Genomic DNA, 22438 nt, shown 5'->3' on the forward strand with positions numbered 1-22438 from the left:
AACTACTTCCCCTTTCTTTTCTTTAATTTGGAGAGAACCTTGTTCAGCGAAGCTTGACTCAAGTCAGAGTCTTCGAAATCAGCCGCGCTGAAGGTCTGTTTCTGCGCATCAAAACGAATGATGGAACGCAGTGCCTCCATGTAGCCGGCAGCCAGCTTTTCGATCCTGCTGCTGTCGAGTAGCTGTGTATTGTAGATCCACGAGACGATCAGCTTGCCTTCTTCCACCGCGCTTACCACGTCGATGAGGTGTGGTCGCTTGGCATCTGGGCTGATATTGGCACCTCTGGACTCGGAGGCGAATCCGAAGAGCGCCTTCTCATCATCCATCTGGTTGAATTGGCCCAGATAGTTGAAGCTGATCGGTGCATGCGGGATGGACTTCAATCGGGCTGTGACTTCTGCATCTGGACTCAGATAGCGCAGGAGACCATAGCCAATCCCTTTATTCGGGATGGATTGCAGCTGTTCTTTGATCACCCGCAATGCGTCAACCGGGGATGCTTCCCCCTTATGGTCAAGCAGGACAGGATACATGGAGGTAAACCAGCCTACTGTGCGTGAGAGATCGGTACTCTCCGATAATTCCTCGCGTCCGTGTCCTTCGAGGTGAACGAGGACGCTTGGCTGGCCGCTCCATTCCGCATGAGCCAAGGAGAGTGCTGTCAATAAGACATCATTGATCTGTGTACGGTAGCGGGTCGGGATCGTCTGCAGAAGCTCATTGGTCTCTTCGGCGTCCAGCTCCACCTTCCATGTGTCACTATGGCCTTCGAGGTTGAGTGAGTGATCGTACACAGGTGCTTGATAGGTTGCGAGATCTTCGCATGCCGCAAGCCAGTACGCTTGCTCAGGTAGTACCCGCTCGGATTGCACATAGGCCCGGCATTCTTCTGCCCATTGTTTGTAGGACGTGGTCTTCGGTGCGAGCTGGACCTTGCCTGTCGACTCCGCTTGTTCATAAGCAGCTTGCAGGTCTTCGAGGATGATCCGCCATGATACCCCGTCTACAACCAAGTGATGGATGACGATGAGCAGGCGTCCTTTTTGCTCTGGCCCAAGATCGAAGTGGACGATCCGGAAAATCGGCCCATCCGCCAGATTCAGGCTAGCCTGTGTCTCCTCGGCGATTCTCTCGATCTCTGCAGTCTGTTCGGCAAGTGCAAGCTGCGTCAGATCAACGGTACGCAGTGGAACCTGCTCAGACCATTCTGCGTGTACCTGCTTCCACTCTCCATCTGTCTGGGTAAAGCGCAGTCGTAGCGTGTCATGTTGGGCGGTCAGCTGAGCGATCGCTTTTTCAAGCAAAGAGGTGTTCAGCTGACGGTTGACGCTCACCAGCATGGATTGGTTCCAGTGATGCGGTGTAGGCAGCTCCTGCTCGAAGAACCAAGACTGGATCGGCAAGAAAGCCACTTCCCCGCTCACCAAGCCCTGTTCCCCTTTGCTGGCCATGCTTTGACCGACGACTTTGGCCAATTCTGCGATGGTTTGGTGATCAAACATATGTTTAGGTGTCAGGCGCAATCCGGACTGGTTGGCGCGTGCGACGATTTGGATACTGATGATGGAGTCTCCACCCAGTTCAAAGAAGTTATCATGAATGCCGATGCGGTCCATACGAAGCACCGCGCACCAGATCTCGGTCAGCTTTTGCTCGATTTGGCTGAGTGGCTCTGCGTGGTCTGGATCGGATTCCACACGTTCGATGACAGGTGCTGGCAATGCTTTGCGATCCACCTTGCCATTCGGTGTCAGCGGCAGTGTATCCATGAGGACAAAGGCAGATGGGATCATGTAGTCAGGCAGATGTTCCTTGAAGTAGAGTCGCAGCTCTTGGGTGCGTACTTCTGCTTCGCTCTCGGCCACTACGTACGCGACCAGTTGCTTTTTGGCCCCATCGTCTTGGCGTACGATGACCACGGCATCTTGTACCGCTGGATGCTTGACGAGCAGGGTCTCGATCTCGCCCAGCTCGATACGGAAGCCACGGATTTTGACTTGTTGGTCAATCCGTCCGATGAATTCGATCGTGCCGTCTGGCAGGTAACGTACCAAGTCACCTGTTTTGTAAAGGCGTGCTTGCGGGTTGTCGCTGAACGGATCGGCGACGAAGCGTTCGGCGGTCATGTCTGGATTGTTCAGATAGCCTAGCGCCAGACCCGCTCCCCCGATGTATAGCTCGCCTGGTACACCTGTTGGGACAGGCTGCATGTGCTTGTCGAGGATGTAGACAGACGTGTTCTGGATCGGACGGCCAATCGGCAAGGATGCCATCTGCTCCGGTAATTCGGTGACCGGATAGCAGCAGGCAAATGTGGTCGTTTCCGTCGGGCCGTAGCCGTTGATGATCTGCAAGCCGTCGATGGTGAGCGCTTTGCGTACGTGTGGTACGGAGACGACATCACCGCCGACCAGCAGTTGACGGACACCGCGCAGGTACTCGACTTGGGTGTCGACCAGCAGGGTGAACAATCCGGCGGTCAGCCACATGGTCGTGACTTGATGCTTCTGAACCGCTTCTCCGATCTCTTCAAGCGATGGCAGATGCGGTGGCATCAGCACCAGCTTGGCTCCGTTCAAGAGCGCTCCCCAGATTTCGAAGGTCGCTGCGTCGAATGAAACGGTTGACGCTTGGAGGAACACGTCTTTTTCGCTGATCGTGACGAAATTGGTATTCGTAACCAGTCGGACGATCCCACGATGCGGGGTAAGTACCCCTTTTGGTGTCCCGGTAGATCCGGAGGTGTAGATGACATAGGCGAGTCGGTCTGAAGTCGCGCCCTCGATGGACGGGGCTTCTGTGGACTCTTGCGCGATGGCGTTCCAATCACGGTCCAGGCAGATCACGGTGCGCTCCCCAACCGGCAGCTTCCCGATCAAGTCGGCTTGGGTCAGAAGAATGGATACCTGTGCATCCTCCATCATGTAAGCCAGACGCTCCTGTGGATAAGCTGGATCAAGCGGGACGTATGCGCCGCCTGCTTTGAGGATACCGAGCAGACCTGCGATCATCTCAACCGAACGCTCTGCGGAAATCCCGACCAACGAGCCCGTTCCGACGCCCATCTTGCACAGATAGTTCGCCACCTGATTGGCCCGACGCTCCAACTCTGCATAGCTGATCGTCTCATCACCTGCGGCGATTGCCGGACGGTCATGCCAGTTCGTTGCTGCTTCGTGGAAAAGTTGGTCTACGGTTTTCTCACGCAGTTCGTTTGTGCTTGTCTGACTCCACTCGGTCAACAGGGTCTCGTTCTCTGTGGTTGACAGTAGTGGCAAGCGATCAATGCTTCTCTCTGGATTCACCGCGATTTCGTTAAGCAGTCTGTCAAAATGCGTGGTCATCCGTGTGATCGTCTCTGCGTCAAACAAGGCGGTATTGTATTCAAACATCGCTCTTAAGCCGTCTTCTTCCTCATACATCGTCAGCGTCAGGTCAAATTTGGACGTAACCAAATGTTCACTGTTATCAAACGGAGTGAGGCTCACACCTGCTGTTTCCGGTAAGGCCGCATCGAAGTTCTGCAGGACAAACATCACTTGGAACAGCGGTGAGTAGCTCAGGCTTCTTTCCAATTGAAGCTCATCGACCAGCTTCTCAAACGGCAGGTCTTGATGGGCATAGGCTTCCAGCGAGGTCTCGCGTACACGCGCCAACAGCTCACGGAACGTCGGTTCACCGGACAGGTCGGTACGGAGCACCAGCGTGTTGACGAAGAATCCGATCAGGCCTTCTGTCTCCTGACGGTTGCGGCCGGCGACCGGACTGCCCACCAAGATGTCAGGCTGACCGGAGTAGCGGTACAGCAGGGTCTGATAGGCGGCGAGCAAGGTCATGAACAGGGTAGCGTTTTCGTTGCGGCTTAGGGTCTGGAGACGGTGCAGGAGGTCTTTTGGCAGGAGCACCGTATATTGGGCACCCTCGTAGCTCTGGGCGGCAGGACGCGGACGGTCTGTCGGCAATTGCAGGACAGGTTCACTTCCGCTTAATTTTTGCTTCCAGTAAGCAAGCTGCTGCTCCAGTGTCTCCCCGCTCAGCCATTCGCGCTGCCATGCCGCGAAGTCCGCATATTGGATTGGCAGAGCGGTCAGTGTAGCTTCTTCCCCTTGGCAGAACGCTTCGTAGAGGGCGGTCAGCTCCCGGAGGAATACCCCTATTGACCAGCCGTCTGAGATGATGTGGTGCATGTTGAACAGGAAGATGTATTCTTCTTCGCCGATACGGATCAGGCTGGTGCGAAGCAGTGGGCCATGGCCGAGATCAAATGGACGGCGGGCATCTTCAGCCATCAGGCGTTGTACCTCTGCCTCCTGCTCTTCACTCGCCAGGTCTCGCAGATCAACCAGCTCCAGTGTCCAATCGGTATCAGGGTGAATCACCTGTACGGCATGTCCGTCATGATCGGTAAACGTAGTCCGCAGACTTTCGTGACGGGCGATGATAGCTTCCAGACTTCTTCTCCATGCCTCGATGTTGACATTACCACTGAGGCGAAGCGCTCCCGGAATGTTGTACAGCGCATGTTCCGGCATGAAGCGGTCGAAGAACCAGAGACGCTGCTGGGCAAAAGAGAGCGGCAGCTGTTGCTCACGGGATACAGCTGGAATCGGTGTGAGTGCTGTCTCCTCATCACCTTGGATGAGTGAAGCTACTCTACGGCTCAGTTCGGCTACAGTTGCCTGCTCGAACAGAGTCCGCAGCTGCACATTCACACCGAATGCTTCACGCAGGCGGGAGACGACTTGGGTCGCGAGCAGTGAATGGCCTCCGAGTTCAAAGAAGTTGTCGTGGATTCCGACTTGTGGTACGAGCAGGATGTCCGACCAGATCGTGGCGATCATCTCTTCCATCGGATTGCGTGGAGCGACATATCCCCGCTCTGTCGTGACCGCGCTCCAGTCTGGCTCAGGCAACAGCTTGCGGTCGATTTTGCCGTTCGGGGTCAGTGGCATCGCTTCGAGCCAGACCAACAGCGACGGTACCATGAACTCAGGCAGCTTGGCTTTGAGCCAGCGATTCAATTCCTTGATTTCTTCAGCTGTTTGATCCTCTGAGGCGGTCAGGTAGGCGACCAGACGCTTGTCGCCAGTCGGGTTCTCGCGTGCCATGACGACGGCTTCCTGTACGACTGGATGCTGGCGAAGTACCGCTTCCAGCTCACCCAGCTCGATGCGGTAGCCACGGACTTTTACCTGATGGTCGATCCGTCCGAGGTACTCGATCTGGGTGTCCGGCAGATAGCGAACGAGGTCACCTGTCTTGTACATCCGTGCCTGTGGATCGGTGGAGAACGGATTTGGCAGGAAGCGCTCTGCGGTCAGGTCTGGGCGGTGCAGATAGCCACGTGCGAGACCGTCCCCTGCGATATAGAGCTCACCCGGCAATCCGGCTGGTACCGGCTGCATGTGGGCGTCTAAGATATAGACTTGGGTATTGCTGAGCGGGCGTCCGATTGTCGGTTCAGTATCCGCACCCTTTTGCACCAAGGAATAGGTGGAGTAGGTGGTATCTTCGGACGGGCCGTAGAGGTTGTATACTTTTTCGATATGGTCACGCTCGTACAGCTGTTGGGACAACGTGTTGGACAGTGGTTCCCCTGCGAGGTTGACGACCCGCACCGTTGTCGGGATCGCGTCGATTCGCAATAGCTCACGCGCGGCAGATGGTACGGTGTTGATCAAGGTCACTTCATCAGCGGCAGGCAGGCTGGCGAGGTGCAGCGCATTGTCTGCAAGAATCAATTTGCCGCCTCTGCTCAACGTGGAGAAGATCTCGAAGACGGACAGGTCAAAACAGATTGAAGTGACTGCCAGCACCCCTTGCATCTCCTCGGCTGAGAAGGTCTGTTCGGCCCATGCGAGGAAGGCGATCACACTGCGGTGCTCGATGGCGACCCCTTTTGGATTGCCAGTGGAGCCTGAGGTGTAGATGACATACGCCAGATTGTTGATCTTCGTCTGATTCTCCAGATTATCTGTCGGCTGCAGGGCGATCTGCTCCCAGTCGGTGTCAAGACGGATGATCTGTGCCTGATGCTGTGGCAGACCTGCCACCAGACTTTCCTGTGTGAGTAAGACAGGGGCTTTGGCATCTGCCAGCATGTAGGCGATCCGATCCTGTGGATAAGCCGGGTCAATCGGTACGTAGGCTCCGCCTGCTTTGATGATGGCGAGCAGTCCGACGATCATCTCTACTGTTCGTTCGGTGCAGACACCGACCAGTACTTCCGGCCCGATGCCTTGCTTACGCAGATAATGTGCCAGTTGGTTGGCCCGCTGGTTCAGCTGGTTGTAGGTCAGGCGTTCTTCCCCGACGATCAAGGCGATCTCATCAGGCGTACGCTCGGCCTGACGCTCCACCAGTTGATGCATCATCAGGTCGCGGGAATACTCCTGTGCGGTGTGATTCCACTCGACGAGCAGCTTGTGCTGCTCCTCCTCGCTTACGAGTGTCAGCGAAGAGAGCTTCTGCTGCGGCTCTCTGACCATCTCTTCGAGGGCGATGGACAGATGGGTGAGAACCTTCTCTACCGCAGACGGGTCAAAACGGTTGGTGTCATAGATCAGTTTCAGCAGCGTCTCTGCCCCTGGGCTTGCTACCAGTGTCAGCGGATAGTTGGTCTGCTCGACCGCCTGTACATCGGTGAGATCGAGATCCAGCTCCTGCTGTTCGCCGATCGGACCGACCAGATAGTTTTCGAAGACGAGAATGCTGTCAAAGAGGGACGTCCCGCGTGGCATATCGCTCCAGCCCTGTACATCCACTAAGGAGGTGAATTCATACTGGCGCATCTCCAGCTGATTGTTTTGGAGAGTGGTCAGCCAGTTGAGCACGGTATCTTCTGGATCGAGCCAGACACGCAATGGCAGTGTGTTGATGAACAGACCAATCATGTCTTGAACGCCGGCCAGATCGGTCGGACGGCCTGAGCCTGTCGCCCCGAACAAAATATCCTGCTCCCCGCTGTAGCGGCTGAGGATCAATGCCCATGCACCCTGTACAAGCGTATTGAACGTCACATGATAGGTGCGAGCAAATGACTGCAGTCGGTTGGTCACATCTGCTGGTACATAGATGGATTGCTCCGCGTAGACCTTTTCTTGCAGCGAGGTGCTTCCAGCCCTACCCATGCCAAGCGGTGTCGGAGTGGTGAAGCCACGCAGCTGGGAGTGCCAGTACTCTTGGGCTTCCTGCTGGTCGCGGCCTTGCAGCCATGCGATATAGTGGGCAAACGGTGGAACCGCCCCAAGCCCTGCTTCTCTGCCTTCGACAATGGCACGATAATAGGTCTGCCAATCACCAAGCACTAACGGTGTGCTCCAGCCATCCAGCAGCACGTGGTGGAAGCTCCAGACGAACCGATACTCGTCGTCACCAAAACGGATCAGCGCCCAACGCATCAGTGGTGCTGTGGTGATGTCAAAGCTACGCTTGCGGTCATCCGCCAAGTAAGCTTGCAGCTTCTCTTCCCGCTCTGCTTCCGGTACCCCACGCCAGTCGTGATGCTCGATCACGGCACTAACGTTTTTGCGAACGATCTGATGTGGCTGTTCCAAGCCTTCCCAGATAAAGGAGGTACGCAGGATCGCGTGGCGCTCGACTACCTTTTGCCATGCCTGTTCAAAAGCCTCGACATCAAGCTTGGTGCTGCACTTCATCGCCAGCTGGACGACATAATCGCCACCGTCTTGGGCGTACAGCGAGTGGAACAGCATCCCTTCCTGCAGCGGTGTCAGCGGATAGACATTCTCGATCTGGCGGTCTTGGCCCAGATAACGGTCGATGCTTCGCTGATTCAATCGGGCAAGTGGGAAGTCAGACGCTGTGTAGCCGCCAGCCTCTTCTGTGCGGCAATGCGCGATGATCTCACGCAGGGCTTGCATATATTCGTGTGCCAGCTTCTCCAGTGTGTCGCTCTGGAATGTTGCGCGGCTGTACATCCATGTCACTTGCAGTTGATCGCCCATGATTGAGCTGTTGACATCGATCAGATGGGCCCGTTGCTCTGCGCCGTACACATTGCGATCAGACCAGTTCGGGATCAGCTGGTAAAGAGCGGCTTCGTCTGTGCGTGCTTGGCCGAATTGCCCCAGATAGTTGAAGCTGATCGGCGGTTGCGGCAGGGACTGGTGATCTGCATCTGCGCTTTCAGCTTCCTGCGTTTGATCCCGCAGATAACGGCTGATGCCGTAGGTGATCCCTTTGTCCGGAATCTGGCGAAGCTGTTCCTTCACGGACTTCAGCGTATCGCCCCATGTCTTCGCTGGCTCCATCCGCAAAAGAACTGGATACATGCTGGTAAACCAGCCAACGGTCCGGGAGAGGTCTGCACCTTCGATGATCCCTTCGCGGCCATGCCCTTCCATCGTGAGATAGAGTCGGTTCTGATTGGTCCAGCCGCAGATGACTTTGGTTAATGCGCTGAGCAGCACGTCATTCATCTGTGTGCGGTACTTGGATGGGATCTCCTGCAGCAGTGCCTGCGTCTCTTCTGCATCGAGTGCGAGAGTGATCTGCACGGTATCTGCTTCTGTATTGAAACCCTCTGCATGATCGGCGGTCAGGGTCGGCAAATTGGTTGCATCCAGCTTGTTCCAGTAATCTGGCAGATCAACCGTCTGTGCATACGCGGTCAGCTGCTCCGACCACTGCTTGAACGATGTGGTTTTCGCCGGGAGTCGTACCTCTTGTCCGTTGCTCACCTGCTGATAGGCCAGTTGCAAATCTTCCATAATAATGCGCCAGGACACACCATCTACTGCCATGTGATGAATCGCGATAAACAGACGGTCATCATGTCCTGTACCGGACTGGAAGTATACGGCTCGTACCAGCGGGCCATCGGTCAGATTCAGACTTGCCTGTGCCTCATCTGCGATCTCTCTCATGCGGCTCTCTTGCTCCGTGACCGCGAGATCTGCCAGATTTTCCACCTGTAACGGAACTGTATCGGTAAGCCCGGCATTTACCTGCTCCCACACCCCATTGACTTGCTGGATACGCAGACGCAGTGCATCATGGTGTTGCAAAAGGGCTGCCAACGCCTTCTCCAGCTTCGCCGGATCAAGCGGGTTGTGGATGGCAAGCATCACGGATTGATTCCAGTGATGGATATTGGCATGCTCCTGATCTACGAACCACTTTTGAATCGGTGTAAATGGTACCTCACCCGTCACGACGCTCTGTTCGGCCAGTACCTGTGGTTTTTCTTCCACAGTCTGTACGGTAACAGCAAGCTCGGCGATAGTCTGGTGATCAAACACATGCTTCGGAGTGATCAGCAGGCCGGATTGTTTCGCCTTGGAGACGATCTGGATACACAGGATGGAATCCCCACCCAGTTCAAAAAAGTTATCGTGTACGCCAATCTGCTCGACGCCCAATACCTGCTTCCAGATCTCGGCCATCTGCTTCTCGATCAGGGTCGTAGGCTCGATGAACGCTCCGTCCAAGCCGGGAGTTGAGTAATCCGGTACTGGCAAAGCCTTGCGATCTACTTTGCCATTCGGAGTCAACGGCAGGCTGTCCATGATGACGAAGGCGGACGGAACCATGTAATCCGGCAAGGTTTCTTTGAGTGCGAGACGCAGGCTGCTTCCTTCGATCTCCTGCCCGGCATCCAAGACGATATAGGCAATCAGACGCTTGTTGCCCGGCATATCTTCGCGGACGGTCACGACGGTCTCACGGATGCCTGCCTGTGCGTACAGGGCGGTCTCAATCTCACCCAACTCCACGCGGAAGCCACGGATGCTCACCTGATTGTCAGCACGGCCGATGAACTCGATCGTGCCGTCTGCGAGGTAGCGCACCAGGTCGCCTGTCCGATAGAGGCTTGCACCTGATTTGCCAGCGAACGGATCTGCGACGAACCGCTCTGCTGTCAGGTCGGGACGGTTCAGATAACCGCGGGCCACGCTGCCACCCCCGATATACAGCTCTCCGACCACTCCGATTGGGACAGGCTGCCTATAATCATCGAGGACATACACCTGTACATGATCAATCGGTCTGCCAATCGTAGGCGCTGCCGTCTGACCTGCCTGTACAGGAACGATTCCAGCTGTTGCGACGACCGTATTTTCCGTTGGGCCATAATGGTTGATCAGGGTAAATGGCAGATGTGGCGCCGGGTATTGATGCAGCTTGTCCCCGCCGGTGAGCAGGTAACGCAGTGCGGTGTCAGTCGGCCAATCGAGTGTCAGCATGTTTTCTGCCAGCGCTGTCGGCAGGAAGCTGATCGTCACGTTCTTCTCGACCATCCAGTCGCGCAGCTGTTCTGGTGACAGACGGATTTCCTCTGGCGGCAGATGGATGGCGGCCCCTTTGGTCAGGTACGGCCAGATTTCCCAGACCGATGCGTCAAAAGCAGTCCCGGCCATCTGTGTCGCATGATCGGCTGGCGTCACGTCATATGCACGTTGGTGCCAACGGACGAGATGAAGCAGAGAACCGTGTTCGATTTCTACCCCTTTTGGCAATCCGGTTGAGCCTGAGGTGTAGATCACATAGGCGAGGCTCTCTGGTGTCAGCTTCGTCTCAGGCGCCTGTTCGCTCTCCTCTGCGATGATGGAATAATCACGATCCAGACAGATCAGCTTGGCTGCGCCCTCGGGAAGCTTGTCCAGCAGACGCTCTTGGGTAAGGACGATCTGCATCTGTGCATCCTGCATCATGTAAGCGAGACGGTCTTGCGGATACGCCGGGTCCATCGGGACATAGGCGCCGCCTGCTTTGATGATCCCAAGCAGTCCGACGAACATCTCGACCGAACGCTCGACGCAGATCCCCACCAGTGACTCAGAGCCGATCCCCTGTTTTTGCAGGTAATGGGCCAGCTGATTGGCACGGCGATCAAGCATGTCATAGGTGATCGAACCGCTTCCCTCGAGCACGGCTGGCTGGTTCGGATGCTGGGCGACCACTTTCTGGAACAGCTCGAGAACCGTATTTACACTCGCGTCTGTTGCCCCAGCGGCGGTTGCCACATCGGTATGGTTTAGGGTCTGGAGCAGATGGGCTTTCTCCGACTCCTGCATGATCGGCAAAAGACCGATTTTTTGCTTCGGCTGCTGCACGATTGAGGTAAGTAAGGTGGACATGTGTCCTGCCATCCGCTCAACCGTCGTGGTGTCAAACAGATCGGTACTGTACTCCAGCACACCCTGCATGCCATCCTCGCCTTCGATCATGGTCAGGGACAGATCGAACTTGGAGGTCTGGTTCGCGGTGAATTCCAGAGGTTGAATCGAGATGGTGTCTTGCTCACGTACACCAGTAGAAGCGTTTTGTACGGAGAACATCACTTGGAACAGCGGCGAGTAGCTCAGGCTGCGTTCCAGCTGCAGCTCATCGACCAATTTTTCGAACGGCACATCCTGATTAGAAAACGCATCGAAAGCCGTCTCACGCACGCGGGACATGACATCGAGGAAGGTAGACTCACCAGACATCTGTGTGCGCAAGGCCAGCGTGTTGACGAAGAAACCGATCAGCCCTTCGATATCTTGGCGATTCCGTCCCGCAACAGGAGTACCGACGATGATGTCCTCTGTGGATGTATAGCGGTACAACAAGCTTTTAAATGCTGCTAAAAGCGTCATGTACAGGGTTACGCCCTCTTGACGGCTCAGGGCATGCAGCTTGAGAGCTACCTCACGAGGCACGGTAAAGCGGACTTGCGAGCCCTGATAGCTCTGAACCGGCGGTCGTGGACGGTCTGTCGGCAGAGGCAGGATTGGCTCAGCGCCACCCAACTGCTTCTTCCAGTAACCCAGTTGATTCTCGACGACTTCATTCTGAAGGGTACCGCGCTGCCAAGCTGCGAAGTCCGCGTATTGGATCGGCAGCTCAGATAATGCTGGCTCTTGGCCTTTGGCATAGGAATCGTACAGGGCACCCAGCTCGTCGACGAGGATATCCATCGACCAACCGTCCGAGATGATATGGTGCATGTTCAGAAGCAGGATGAACTCTTCATCCTCCAGCTGGATCAGATGGGCGCGCATCAATGGGCCTTCACTGATATCAAACGGCTTGGCTGCATCTGCCAAAGCCAGCTGTTTCACATGCTCGTCCCGCTCTGCTGGGCTCAAGCCGCGCACATCATCGAATGGCAAGGTCTGCGGCAGATGATCATGGATGAACTGAACAGCGTGTCCATCCTGCTCGCTGAAGGTGGTTCGCAGAGATTCATGACGTCTGACGATCTCATTCAAGCTTTGTTCGATCAGCTTGGCCGAAAGCGCCCCTCTCAGGCGAAAACCAACCGGGATGTTGTACATCGCACTGTTTGGCAGCAGTCGGTCGAAGAACCAGAGGCGCTGCTGTGCGTAGGACAATGGCAAACCCTCATGAGCACCGCGCTCAATTGGCTGAATCGGTGTCGCTTCCACCCGTCCTGCTCCACCGCTGCGCACGTATTGAATCCGCTCAGCCAGCTCAGCCACCGTCGGGCAGGTAAAAATATCCCGCAACGGCAAGTCAATCTGGAAACTCTTCACAATCCGCGACAGCATCTGTGTGGCAAACAGGGAGTGACCACCCAGCTCAAAAAAGTTATCGTGAATCCCAACCCGCTCCACGGACAAAATCTGGGACCAGATTGATGCGACCAGCTCCTCTACCGGATTTCGCGGGGCCGTGTAGCCGACACCGGTCTGTACGCTTCCGTCCGGCTCTGGGAGTGCTTTACGGTCGATCTTTCCACTGGAGGTCAGCGGGAATTGCTCCATCCGTACAAAATAGGCTGGGATCATATATTCAGGCAGTTCATTGCGCAGATATTCACGCAGAGCGCCTACGGTCCAATCCCGGTCGGAGATCAGGTACGCACACAGGTAGGCCTGCTGCTGGTGATCGTTGCGGGCGACGACAATCGCGTCACGGATCGAGTCTGCTTGGATCAGCTTGGTTCTGATCTCATCGAGTTCGATCCGGTAGCCACGGATTTTTACCTGATGGTCGATCCGTCCGAGGTACTCGATCGTGCCATCAGCGGTGTAGCGCGCCAGGTCACCTGTTTTATACAGCTTTTCGCCCGGGTTGAACGGATGCGGCACGAATTTTTCATCGGTGAGGGCTTCATTCTTGAGATAGCCTCTCGCCAAGCCCGCTCCCGCGATACATAATTCACCCGGCACACCCACAGGCTGCAATTGGTCGTGGAAGCTGATGATGTGCATCTGGATGTTTGGCAGCGGCTTCCCGATAGGCACTGGGTTGGTCTGGCCTGTTCTTGGCAACGAATAGTAGGTGGCATAGATGGTAGATTCGGTCGGACCGTAGATGTTTTCCAGTTTTACATCTGGCAACGCTTCATACACTTTATCTACCAGTTCAGCCGGCATCGCTTCGCCCGCTGCGAAGATGTACTTCAAGCGGTTGGCCTGCGGCTGTACTTGTACATAGTCGATAAACGGAATCAGCATAGACGGAACGAAGTTAGTGTGGGTCACTTGCTTTGATGCGATCGTGTCCCACATCTGGCGCGGGTCTTTTTCTGCGCCCGGTGCAAGAATCACCAGTCGTCCATGTCCCATGATCCAGCCAAAAATCTCTGCAACCGATACGTCAAACGTGTAGGTCGTCTTCAGCAGATACGCATCATCCGGGGCAAACGGATACAGCTCCTGCAACGCATAGAGAACATTCGTCAGGCTGGCGTGCTCGATCATGACCCCTTTTGGCTTGCCTGTGGAACCGGATGTATAGATCACATAAGCGAGGTTGTCACGCTGCTGCACGGTCGGCAGGTCTAAGGCATCGCCCTGATACAGTTCAGCCGCCTCCAGATCGATGACCTGATCGCCGAACTCTGCGTGACCGAGGTAGCGGTTCTGGGTAAGCAACAACTTGGCGCCACTGTCGTGCAGGATATATTCCACACGGTCCCGTGGGAATGTCGGATCGATCGGCAAGTAGGCTCCGCCTGCTTTGAAAATAGCTAAGATCGCGATGATCATCTCAGGCGAGCGGTCTGTCAGCATGGCGACGATGCTCTCTGGGCCTACTCCGCGTTCACGCAGGTGGCGGGCCAGCTGGTTGGCTTTTTCATTGACTTCCCGATAGGTCAGTGTCGTATCTTGCATCACCAGCGCGATCTCGTCAGGTGTCTCGCCTGCATACTGGGCGAACTTTTCATGCACCTGTTGATCGGTCGGATAATCCCGGTGAGTATCGTTAAAAGTGTCAAGCAGCGTGCGACTCTCCGCTTCTGTCACGATCTGCAGGTCACGGACAGGCATCTCTGGCGTTGCGATGATCTGTTCCATCATGGCGGTGAGATGCTCGCTGATGCTGGTCAAAAACGCTTCACTTACGGTAGTAGCGTTGTAGATATATTTGATCGTAAGAACCTGACTTGGGATAATCATCACGTTCAGGTCATAGTTGGTCTGTTCAAAAGAATCAAGACCTTCAATCTGATAGCCCAGCTCCAAGTCATTCAGACGGCCTAAGAACTCAGGGCCCATCGGAAAGTTCTGAAACAGCAGGATATGGTCGATCAGGTTCTGGTTTTTCGCCTGAATATCTGCCAAGGAAAGATAATGATAGCTTTCGAGGGACAGCGATGCTTGCTGAACTTGCTGCAGGATATCGGTGAATCTCTGTTCCGGACTCGATTGGACACGTACCGGTACGGTATTGATGAAGAGACCCACGATTTTCTCTACGTTGTTCACCTCAGCAGGACGTCCTGATACGACAGAGCCGAAGACGGCGTCAGGTGTGTTGCTGTAGCGTTGGAGCATGAGTCCCCAGATGGTTTGGAAGAGACTGTTTAAGGTGACTTGGTATTTCTTCGCAACCTCGCTCAAGCCGCCAGTCATTTTCTCATCGATCACAAAAACACGCTCTGCCTGCTGATGCCCCTTGCTCACCCCTGCTGACGGGACAAGCACGGTCGGCTCACAATCGCTTATGTATTCATGCCAGGTGCGCTTGGCTTCGTCCTTGTCCTGTTCCTCCAGCCATTCGATATACGTGCTGTACGGATAGACAGGCTCCGGCCGAAGTGGTGCGCCCTGACGCAGCTGCCCGTAGATCGTGAAAAAATCATTGAGAATGATCGGGATGCACCAGCCATCCATGATGATGTGATGGTGGCTCCAGATCAACAGCCAAGCATCCGCAGACGTCTTCACCGCACTCAGGCGGATGAGGACATCCTTGGACAAGTCAAACCCTTTTTGCCGGTCGAGACGGATGTATTCATCGAGTGCCGACTGTTTCGCCGCTTCATCCAGTGCGGATATATCGTGCACCTGGATCTGCGTCGTTCTTTCCTTGAGCACGATTTGACGCGGCTTCTGCACCTTTTCATGGATGAAGACGGTCCGTAGGCTGTCATAGCGTGCGATCAGCGCATTCAGGCTGGCTTCCAGCACGGTGGTGTCGACGTCCCCTTGGATGTTGATCCGTAATTGTTCAAAATACGCCTCTGTTCCTTTGTCCAAGAGGGAATGAAACAACATCCCCTCCTGCATCGGTGACAGAGGATAAATATTAGCGACTTTGTTGCTTGCCACCAAAGCTCTCCTCCTATCCATTCATTACAGCAGATTACAAATCTCCAATGAGATCAAAAATATCGTCCATTTCTTCCATGGTCAGTTCTTTGTCCGACATATCGCTTGGGGTCAGTTCGGCGCTCTCTTTTCCCATGCAATGTGCGGTGACCGCTGCCAGATGTGCGGCAAATCGGTTGAGCAATTGGTTCATCGTCTGCTCGGCATATTCGTGGCTGTTGTAGTTGACATGGATGGTAAGCTGTCCGCCCACGGTCATAGCATACATGTCCAGCTTATGCATCCGTTCGCAGTTGGAGCCAAACACTGCTCCTGTGGATAACTCTGATCGGCTGAACAGCTCTGTATTCAGGTCTGTATCGAATTGTCCCAGATAGTTAAACACGATCTCAGGCTTCGGTTGTCCGGCAAAATCCCCTGTCCATTCCTGAGAGCTCAGATACTTCAGAATCGAGTAACCAATCCCTTTATGCGGAATCGCGCGAATCGTCTCTTTGACCTGTTTGATCTGATCAGACAGCGGCTGTCCGCTTGCCATATCCAGTGCTACCGGGAACAGAGAGGTGAACCAGCCGATCGTGCGGGCGATGGAGATTCCTTTGATCACATCTTCCCGTCCATGACCCTCCATGAACACCTTGACTGTGGAGCTCCCTGTCCACTCCTTGAACGTTAGACCAAGCGCGACCAGCAAGAGGTCATTGATCTCGGTCTGGTAAGCCTGATGAGCGTGACGCAACAGGTTTTGTGTCTCCTCTGCCGTGAGCTGCACGGTAGCTGTTCGGGTATCCTTCTCCAGATTGGAGGCAGCCGTCTGATCTGTCGGGAGCGGCTCGGTCGGGATCGCCTCGATGTTCTTCCAGTAGTCGAGCTCTTGCTGCATTTTTTTGCTGTTGGCGTATTGTTGCAGCTCTTGGGCCCATGTCTGGAAGGAATGAGTCTTCTCTTGGAAAAGAATCGGCTTGCCTTCCGCAGCCTGCTGGTAGCCCGTACCGAAATCTTCAAACAGAATGCGCCAGGACACACCGTCTACGACAAGGTGGTGAATCGCGATGAGGAGATGATCTCCATCTTGGGTCTGGAAAAGTGCAACCTTGACCAGCGGCCCTTCGTCTAGAGAGATACCAGCTTGTACACGGGTCGCTTCTTCCTCGATCTGTCGTGCTGCATCCAATATATCGCTATGGGTGAGATCATAAACCTGGCACGAGTACAATTCGCCTTCTTTCAATCCGCGGTTGATCTGCACGACTTCGTTCTCATTGACTCGATAAACCATCCGCAGTGCATCATGATGCTCCACGATCTTCTCCATCGTCTGCTTCACAAGCGTCAGATCGAAGCCTTCTTTGCGGTAGATCATCATCGCTTGGTTCCAATGGTGAGCATCTGTCTTCACACGGTCGAAAAAGTATCGCTGGATCGGTGTCAGCAGGACTTCCCCAGTCACAGCCTGTTGATCTATCGTCAATTGGCTGGATACGAGGTGTGGAACCAGCTGACTGATCGTCGGGTATTTGAACAGATCCTTGACAAGCATCTGCAGGTGCAGCTTGTGCAGGCGTGACATGATCTGGAGTCCCTTGATCGAATCTCCGCCGAGTTCAAAGAAATTATCCAGAATCCCGACCTTCTCTAGGCCCAATACATCTGCCCAGATCTGGGCTACCTGTTCCTCTGTTTTGGTTCGCGGAGCGAAATATTCGACACCACGTTGCACACTGTCGTTTGGTTCAGGGAGTGCTTTGCGGTCGATTTTGCCGCTGGACGTTAACGGGAACTGCTCCATCTGTACGAAATGGGCAGGAATCATATAATCTGGAAGCTCTTTGCGCAGAAGCTCCCGTAATTCTCCCACTGTCCACTCCCGGTCTGACAACAGATATCCACAGAGATAAGCTTGACCGTTCTGATCCGTACGGGCCATGACGACCGCATCCCGGATCGAATCTTCTTGAATGAGCTGGTTGCGGATCTCATCGAGCTCGATCCGGTATCCACGGATTTTGACCTGATGATCGATCCGGCCAAGGTACTCGATCTCGCCGTCTTCACGGAATCTGGCGAGGTCTCCGGTTCTGTAAAGCTTTTTGCCCGGTTCAAATGGGTGAGGAACGAATTTTTCATCGGTCAGTGCTTGGTTATTGAGATAGCCTCGTGCCAAGCTGGTCCCGGCGATACAGAGTTCACCCAAAACCCCAATCGGCAGCATCTGATCCTCTTTGCTCAGGATGTACATCTGGATATTGGCTAACGGCTTGCCGATTGGCACTGGATGCTCGACCAGACCTTTTGGCAACGCATATTTGGTGGCATAGATCGTCGACTCTGTCGGGCCATAGATATTTTCCAGCTTGACATCTGGCAGCACCTGATAGACGTTCTGCACCAGATCAGCAGGGATCGCTTCTCCGGCTGCAAAAATATAGCGCAGGCGGCTTCGCTCGGGCCGCTCCACATAATCGACGAACGGAGACAGCATCGACGGGACAAAATTCGTGTGGGTCACTTGATGCTCCACAATCGTCTGCCAGATCTGCATCGGATTCTTCTCAGCACCCGGCTCCAAAATGACCAGTCTGCCATGTCCCATCACCCAACCGAAGATTTCGGCGACCGATACGTCAAAGGTATAGGTGGTTTTCAGCAGATACGCGTCATCTGGCAAGAAAGGATATTCTTCCTGCAGTGCATGCAAGATGTTCATCAAGGAGGCGTGCTCGATCATGACCCCTTTTGGCTTGCCGGTAGAGCCGGATGTATAGATCACATAGGCGAGGTGATTCAGCTGATTGACCGTTGGCAGATTACTTGTCTCTTCTGCATAGGTACGGCTGTCGTTGAGATCGAAGACAGGTACGGTGACCTTCACTTTTGCCATGTGACGGTTCTGCGTGAGCAGGCATTTGCTCTGGGAGTCTTGGACGATATAGGCGATGCGGTCCTCCGGATTTTCCGGGTCAATCGGCAGATAAGCCGCTCCTGCTTTGAGAATCCCGAAAATCCCGACCAGCATCTCTACCGAGCGCTCTACCAAGATGGATACCAAGTCTTCTGGTTGTACACCGAATTCGCGCAGCGTGTGGGCCAATTGGTTCGCTCTCTCGTTGAGCTCACGGTAGGTGACGGTCTGGTTGTCGCAGACGAGTGCGATCCTATCTGGTGTCGTCTCTGCCAGTGATTCAAAAATCTGCTGGACAGTGCGGTCTGTCGGATACGCGCGTGCTGTATCGTTGACCAGCTGGAACAGCTCATCTTGCTGTCCGTCTGTGATCAGGCGCAATTCCTTAACCGGTTGACCTGTACCGCTGATCATCTGCTTCAAGATATGATGGAACTGCTTCATCAGCTGGATCAGCATCTCTTCGCTGAACAGGTTGGTATTGTATTCCCACATGATGTGCAGCTCGTTATGCTTCTCTTCGGCCTCCAGTGTCAGGTCGAACTTGCTGATGCCGTTGTTGATATGCTGCTGACGGTCTTCCAAGCCATAGCCCGGCGTATTTTGCAGGATAAACATCACGTCGAACAGCGGATGGCGGTTGTTCTCGCGTCGGGCCGATGAGACCTCGACGATTTTTTCAAACGGAACATATTGATTCTGCAAGGCTTGCAGGACGATTCTCTTGACCTGCTGCAGGTTTGTGGATAAGTCCCCTTCGTCATCGACTGTGACCAGCATCGGCAGGGTGTTGACGAACATTCCGATGACCGGAAAAATATCAGGATGCTGACGTCCATCCATGACCGTCCCGACCACTACCTGACTTTCATCTCTGCTGTACTTGGACAGCCAGGTCGAAACCATCGTCAGGAGCATCATGTACAGGGTCACATCGTGGGAAGCCGCCAGATCTTTGATTTTTTTCGTGACCTCGGCAGGCAGGATCAGTGTCTTCACCGCTCCGTCATAGGTCATCTCCAACGGCCTCTTTTTCGTCGGCAGTGCGGTGACAGGAAGCTCATCCTGCAGTCGGTTCTGCCAGTAGGTCAGTTGGTTTTGATAATCGTCGCTCTGCTCCCATTCCTGCTGCCAGTAGACAAAATCGGTATAGGTCAAATCGATTGGAGCCAGTTCTTTTTGATCGAGCAGCTCCTGCAATTCACGCAGAAAGATCGATTTGGACAGGCCATCCAGCACGATATGGTGAGAATCGATCCACAGGATGGATTGATGTTCGGTGGTGATCAGGCAGGCCCGCAGCAGTGGCCCCTCAGCCAGATCAAACGGTTGCACTAGTTTCTGCAGAATCGCCGGTACGCCGATGGTGGTGGTCTGCTCCCTCATCAGGGTAAAGTCGCTGTGTGTATTGATTTTCTTGACCACACGGCCATCTGCCAGGTGATATGTACTGCGGAAGCCTTCATGTCTGGCAACGATCTGCTGCAACGCGGCTTCCAGCGCCTCTGGAGTCAGCTCAGACGTCAGCTCCACTTGGAACGTGACATTATAGGCAATCGATTCAGGGTCTTGCAGCTGGATGGCATACATGCGCCGCTCTACCGAAGAGACCTCATAACTGGATTGTTCCAGGGCTTTTGTAATTGGCCGCACATTTTGAGTAACTTGTTGCTGAAGAACAGGTTTGAGCTTGCGAATGGAAGGGTATGTAAATAATTGTTCGTAGGTGAGTTCAAAACCGTTGGCACGCATTTGATGAATCAACTGAATCACCTTGATCGAATCACCGCCGCACTCCAAAAAGCTGTCCGTCACACTTATCTGGGCAACACCCAGTACCGCGCTCCAGATCGCTGCAATCTTCTCTTCCAGCTCATCTGTCGGAGCGATGTATTCTTGAGCCTGTTGGGCAAGCAGCCCTGCATCCACGTCCGGCAATGCCCGGCGATCCACTTTTCCGTTGGGAGTCAGCGGCAGCTCGTCCAACTGGATAAAGAAACGTGGCATCATATAGTCCGGCAGCCCCTCAGCCAGTTCCACCCTCAGCTCAGATGGCGACAACTCTTCATCTGTCACATAATAGCCGACCAGATACTTATGCTTGTTCTCATCCTCCTTCACCCCGACCGCACCGAGCTTCACCTTCGGATGCTGGATCAGGAATGACTCCACTTCTCCCGGCTCGATCCGATATCCACGGATTTTGACCAGATTGTCGATGCGTCCCAAGTACTCGACATTCCCGTCAGGCAGCCAGCGCGCAATATCGCCTGTCCGATACATTCTCTCTCCTGTATACGGGTTGGTGATGAACTTCTCATTCGTCAGTTCAGGACGATTGACATAACCATATCCGACCCCCTCACCTAAGATGAACAGCTCTCCTTCCACGCCGACCGGCTGAATCGCCAGTTTCTCATCCAAGATCAGTACCCGTGCATTATCAATCGGTTTTCCAATCGGTGTGTTCACATACGAACGATCTACATGATAGGTCGTGGTCCCGATCGTACATTCCGTAGGCCCATACCCGTTGTACAGACGATAGCTGCTGTGTTCGTTCCAGCCCTTGAGCGCATCCCCACCTGCGATCACTACCCGCAGGCTGTTATTTTGGAGCAGCAGGAACTGTTCACATACCGCTGTCGGGAAAAAGTTGATCGTGATTCCGTTCTCCTCGAAGTATTGATTCAGCGCCTCCAAGTCATATCTCATCTCAGTCGGGATGATGTAGAGGCAAGCCCCCGCGATCAGATACGGGAACACGTCCCACAAGAACCCATCAAAGCTAAAGCTCGAATACACACCTGTACGGTCCGCTTCTGTCACGTCAAAATAATCCGCATGCCAGCAGCTGAAGTTCACCAGATTGTGATGCTTGATCATGACCCCTTTGGCAAGCCCTGTGGAGCCAGAGGTATAGATCACGTACGCCAGGTCATCCCGCGTAGTGACAGGTGCAGGATTCTCGATCGATTCGGAATAGCTGCTCTCTTCCCACATGTCGATGATCTCACCTGAGAAGGGAGCCTGATTGATCAGCGGAGTCTGTGTCAGCAGCACAGTCGCACCACAATCCCCCAGAATATAGCTGATCCTCTCTTGCGGATATTCAGAGTCAATCGGTACGTAGGCTCCTCCAGCTTTTAAGATCGCCAGAATGCCGACGATGACATCCTGTGAGCGGTCCACCATGATCGCTGCGATTTTTCCCTGCCCGATCCCTTTTGCACGCAGATGATGAGCCAGTCTGTTTGCTTTTTCATTCAGTTGTGAGTATGTAAGGCTTTGATCTTGATAGACAACAGCCGTCGCGTCAGGGGTCCGCTCTGCCTGTTCTTCAATCAGCCGATGGATGGTCTTCTCTCTTGGGTAGTCTTTATCGGTCGATTCCTGGACAATTTGTTTTAAGCGCAACAGATCCTTGACGGTCGTAAGATTCAGATTTTGATAGAAGTCTCTGTCTCTTGAGTAGTGAAAGCTTCCACCTGATTCCTGCTTCGCCGGTTGTATCACACCTGAGATGATGTTTTCCCATTCCCGGATAAACAGCTGTTCGATCGCTTCGTTTGCTTTTTGATAGCAGTCAAGCAATGTCTCATCATCTGCAAAAGAAATCGATTCCTGTACCAAAATCTCCCCGGTGTCTACCGATTCATCGATCAGATGGATGGTGACGCCTTTTGGTGTTTCATCCCAGACGCTCCAAAATACCGGGTCACGCCCTTTATTCCACGGGAGCATGGATGGATGCAGGTTGATGATGCGGCCCTTAAACTGGGACACGATATCGCTGCCCAGGATGTAGCCATAGGCATAGCTGACAATGTAATCGACATCGAGCAGCTCTTCTGACGTAGCCTGCAGCTTGTCCCTGCAAATGTCGACACGATAATTCAAAGACTCTAAATACTGGACAACAGCATTATTCCTGTCGAGAAAAGTCGACAAAAACAAAATCTTCAAAAGGACCCCCACCTATTGACAATTTTTTTGACATAAC

General features: G+C 54.0%; 2 protein-coding genes. Both read right to left on the minus strand.

The genetic code is table 11. The annotated features are described in order from the left end of the window. Positions 1-2: 2 nt before the first annotated feature. Complete coding sequence (locus FGI41_RS02900; protein WP_176560098.1) at positions 3-15533, minus strand: non-ribosomal peptide synthetase; 15531 nt, start codon at positions 15531-15533, stop codon at positions 3-5. Between the two features lie 34 nt (positions 15534-15567). Beyond that, complete coding sequence (locus FGI41_RS02905; RefSeq protein ID WP_139488463.1) at positions 15568-22401, minus strand: non-ribosomal peptide synthetase; 6834 nt, start codon at positions 22399-22401, stop codon at positions 15568-15570. Positions 22402-22438 lie beyond the last annotated feature (37 nt).

This window comes from Brevibacillus dissolubilis (assembly GCF_006170445.1).
Classification (GTDB): domain Bacteria; phylum Bacillota; class Bacilli; order Brevibacillales; family Brevibacillaceae; genus Brevibacillus_B; species Brevibacillus_B dissolubilis.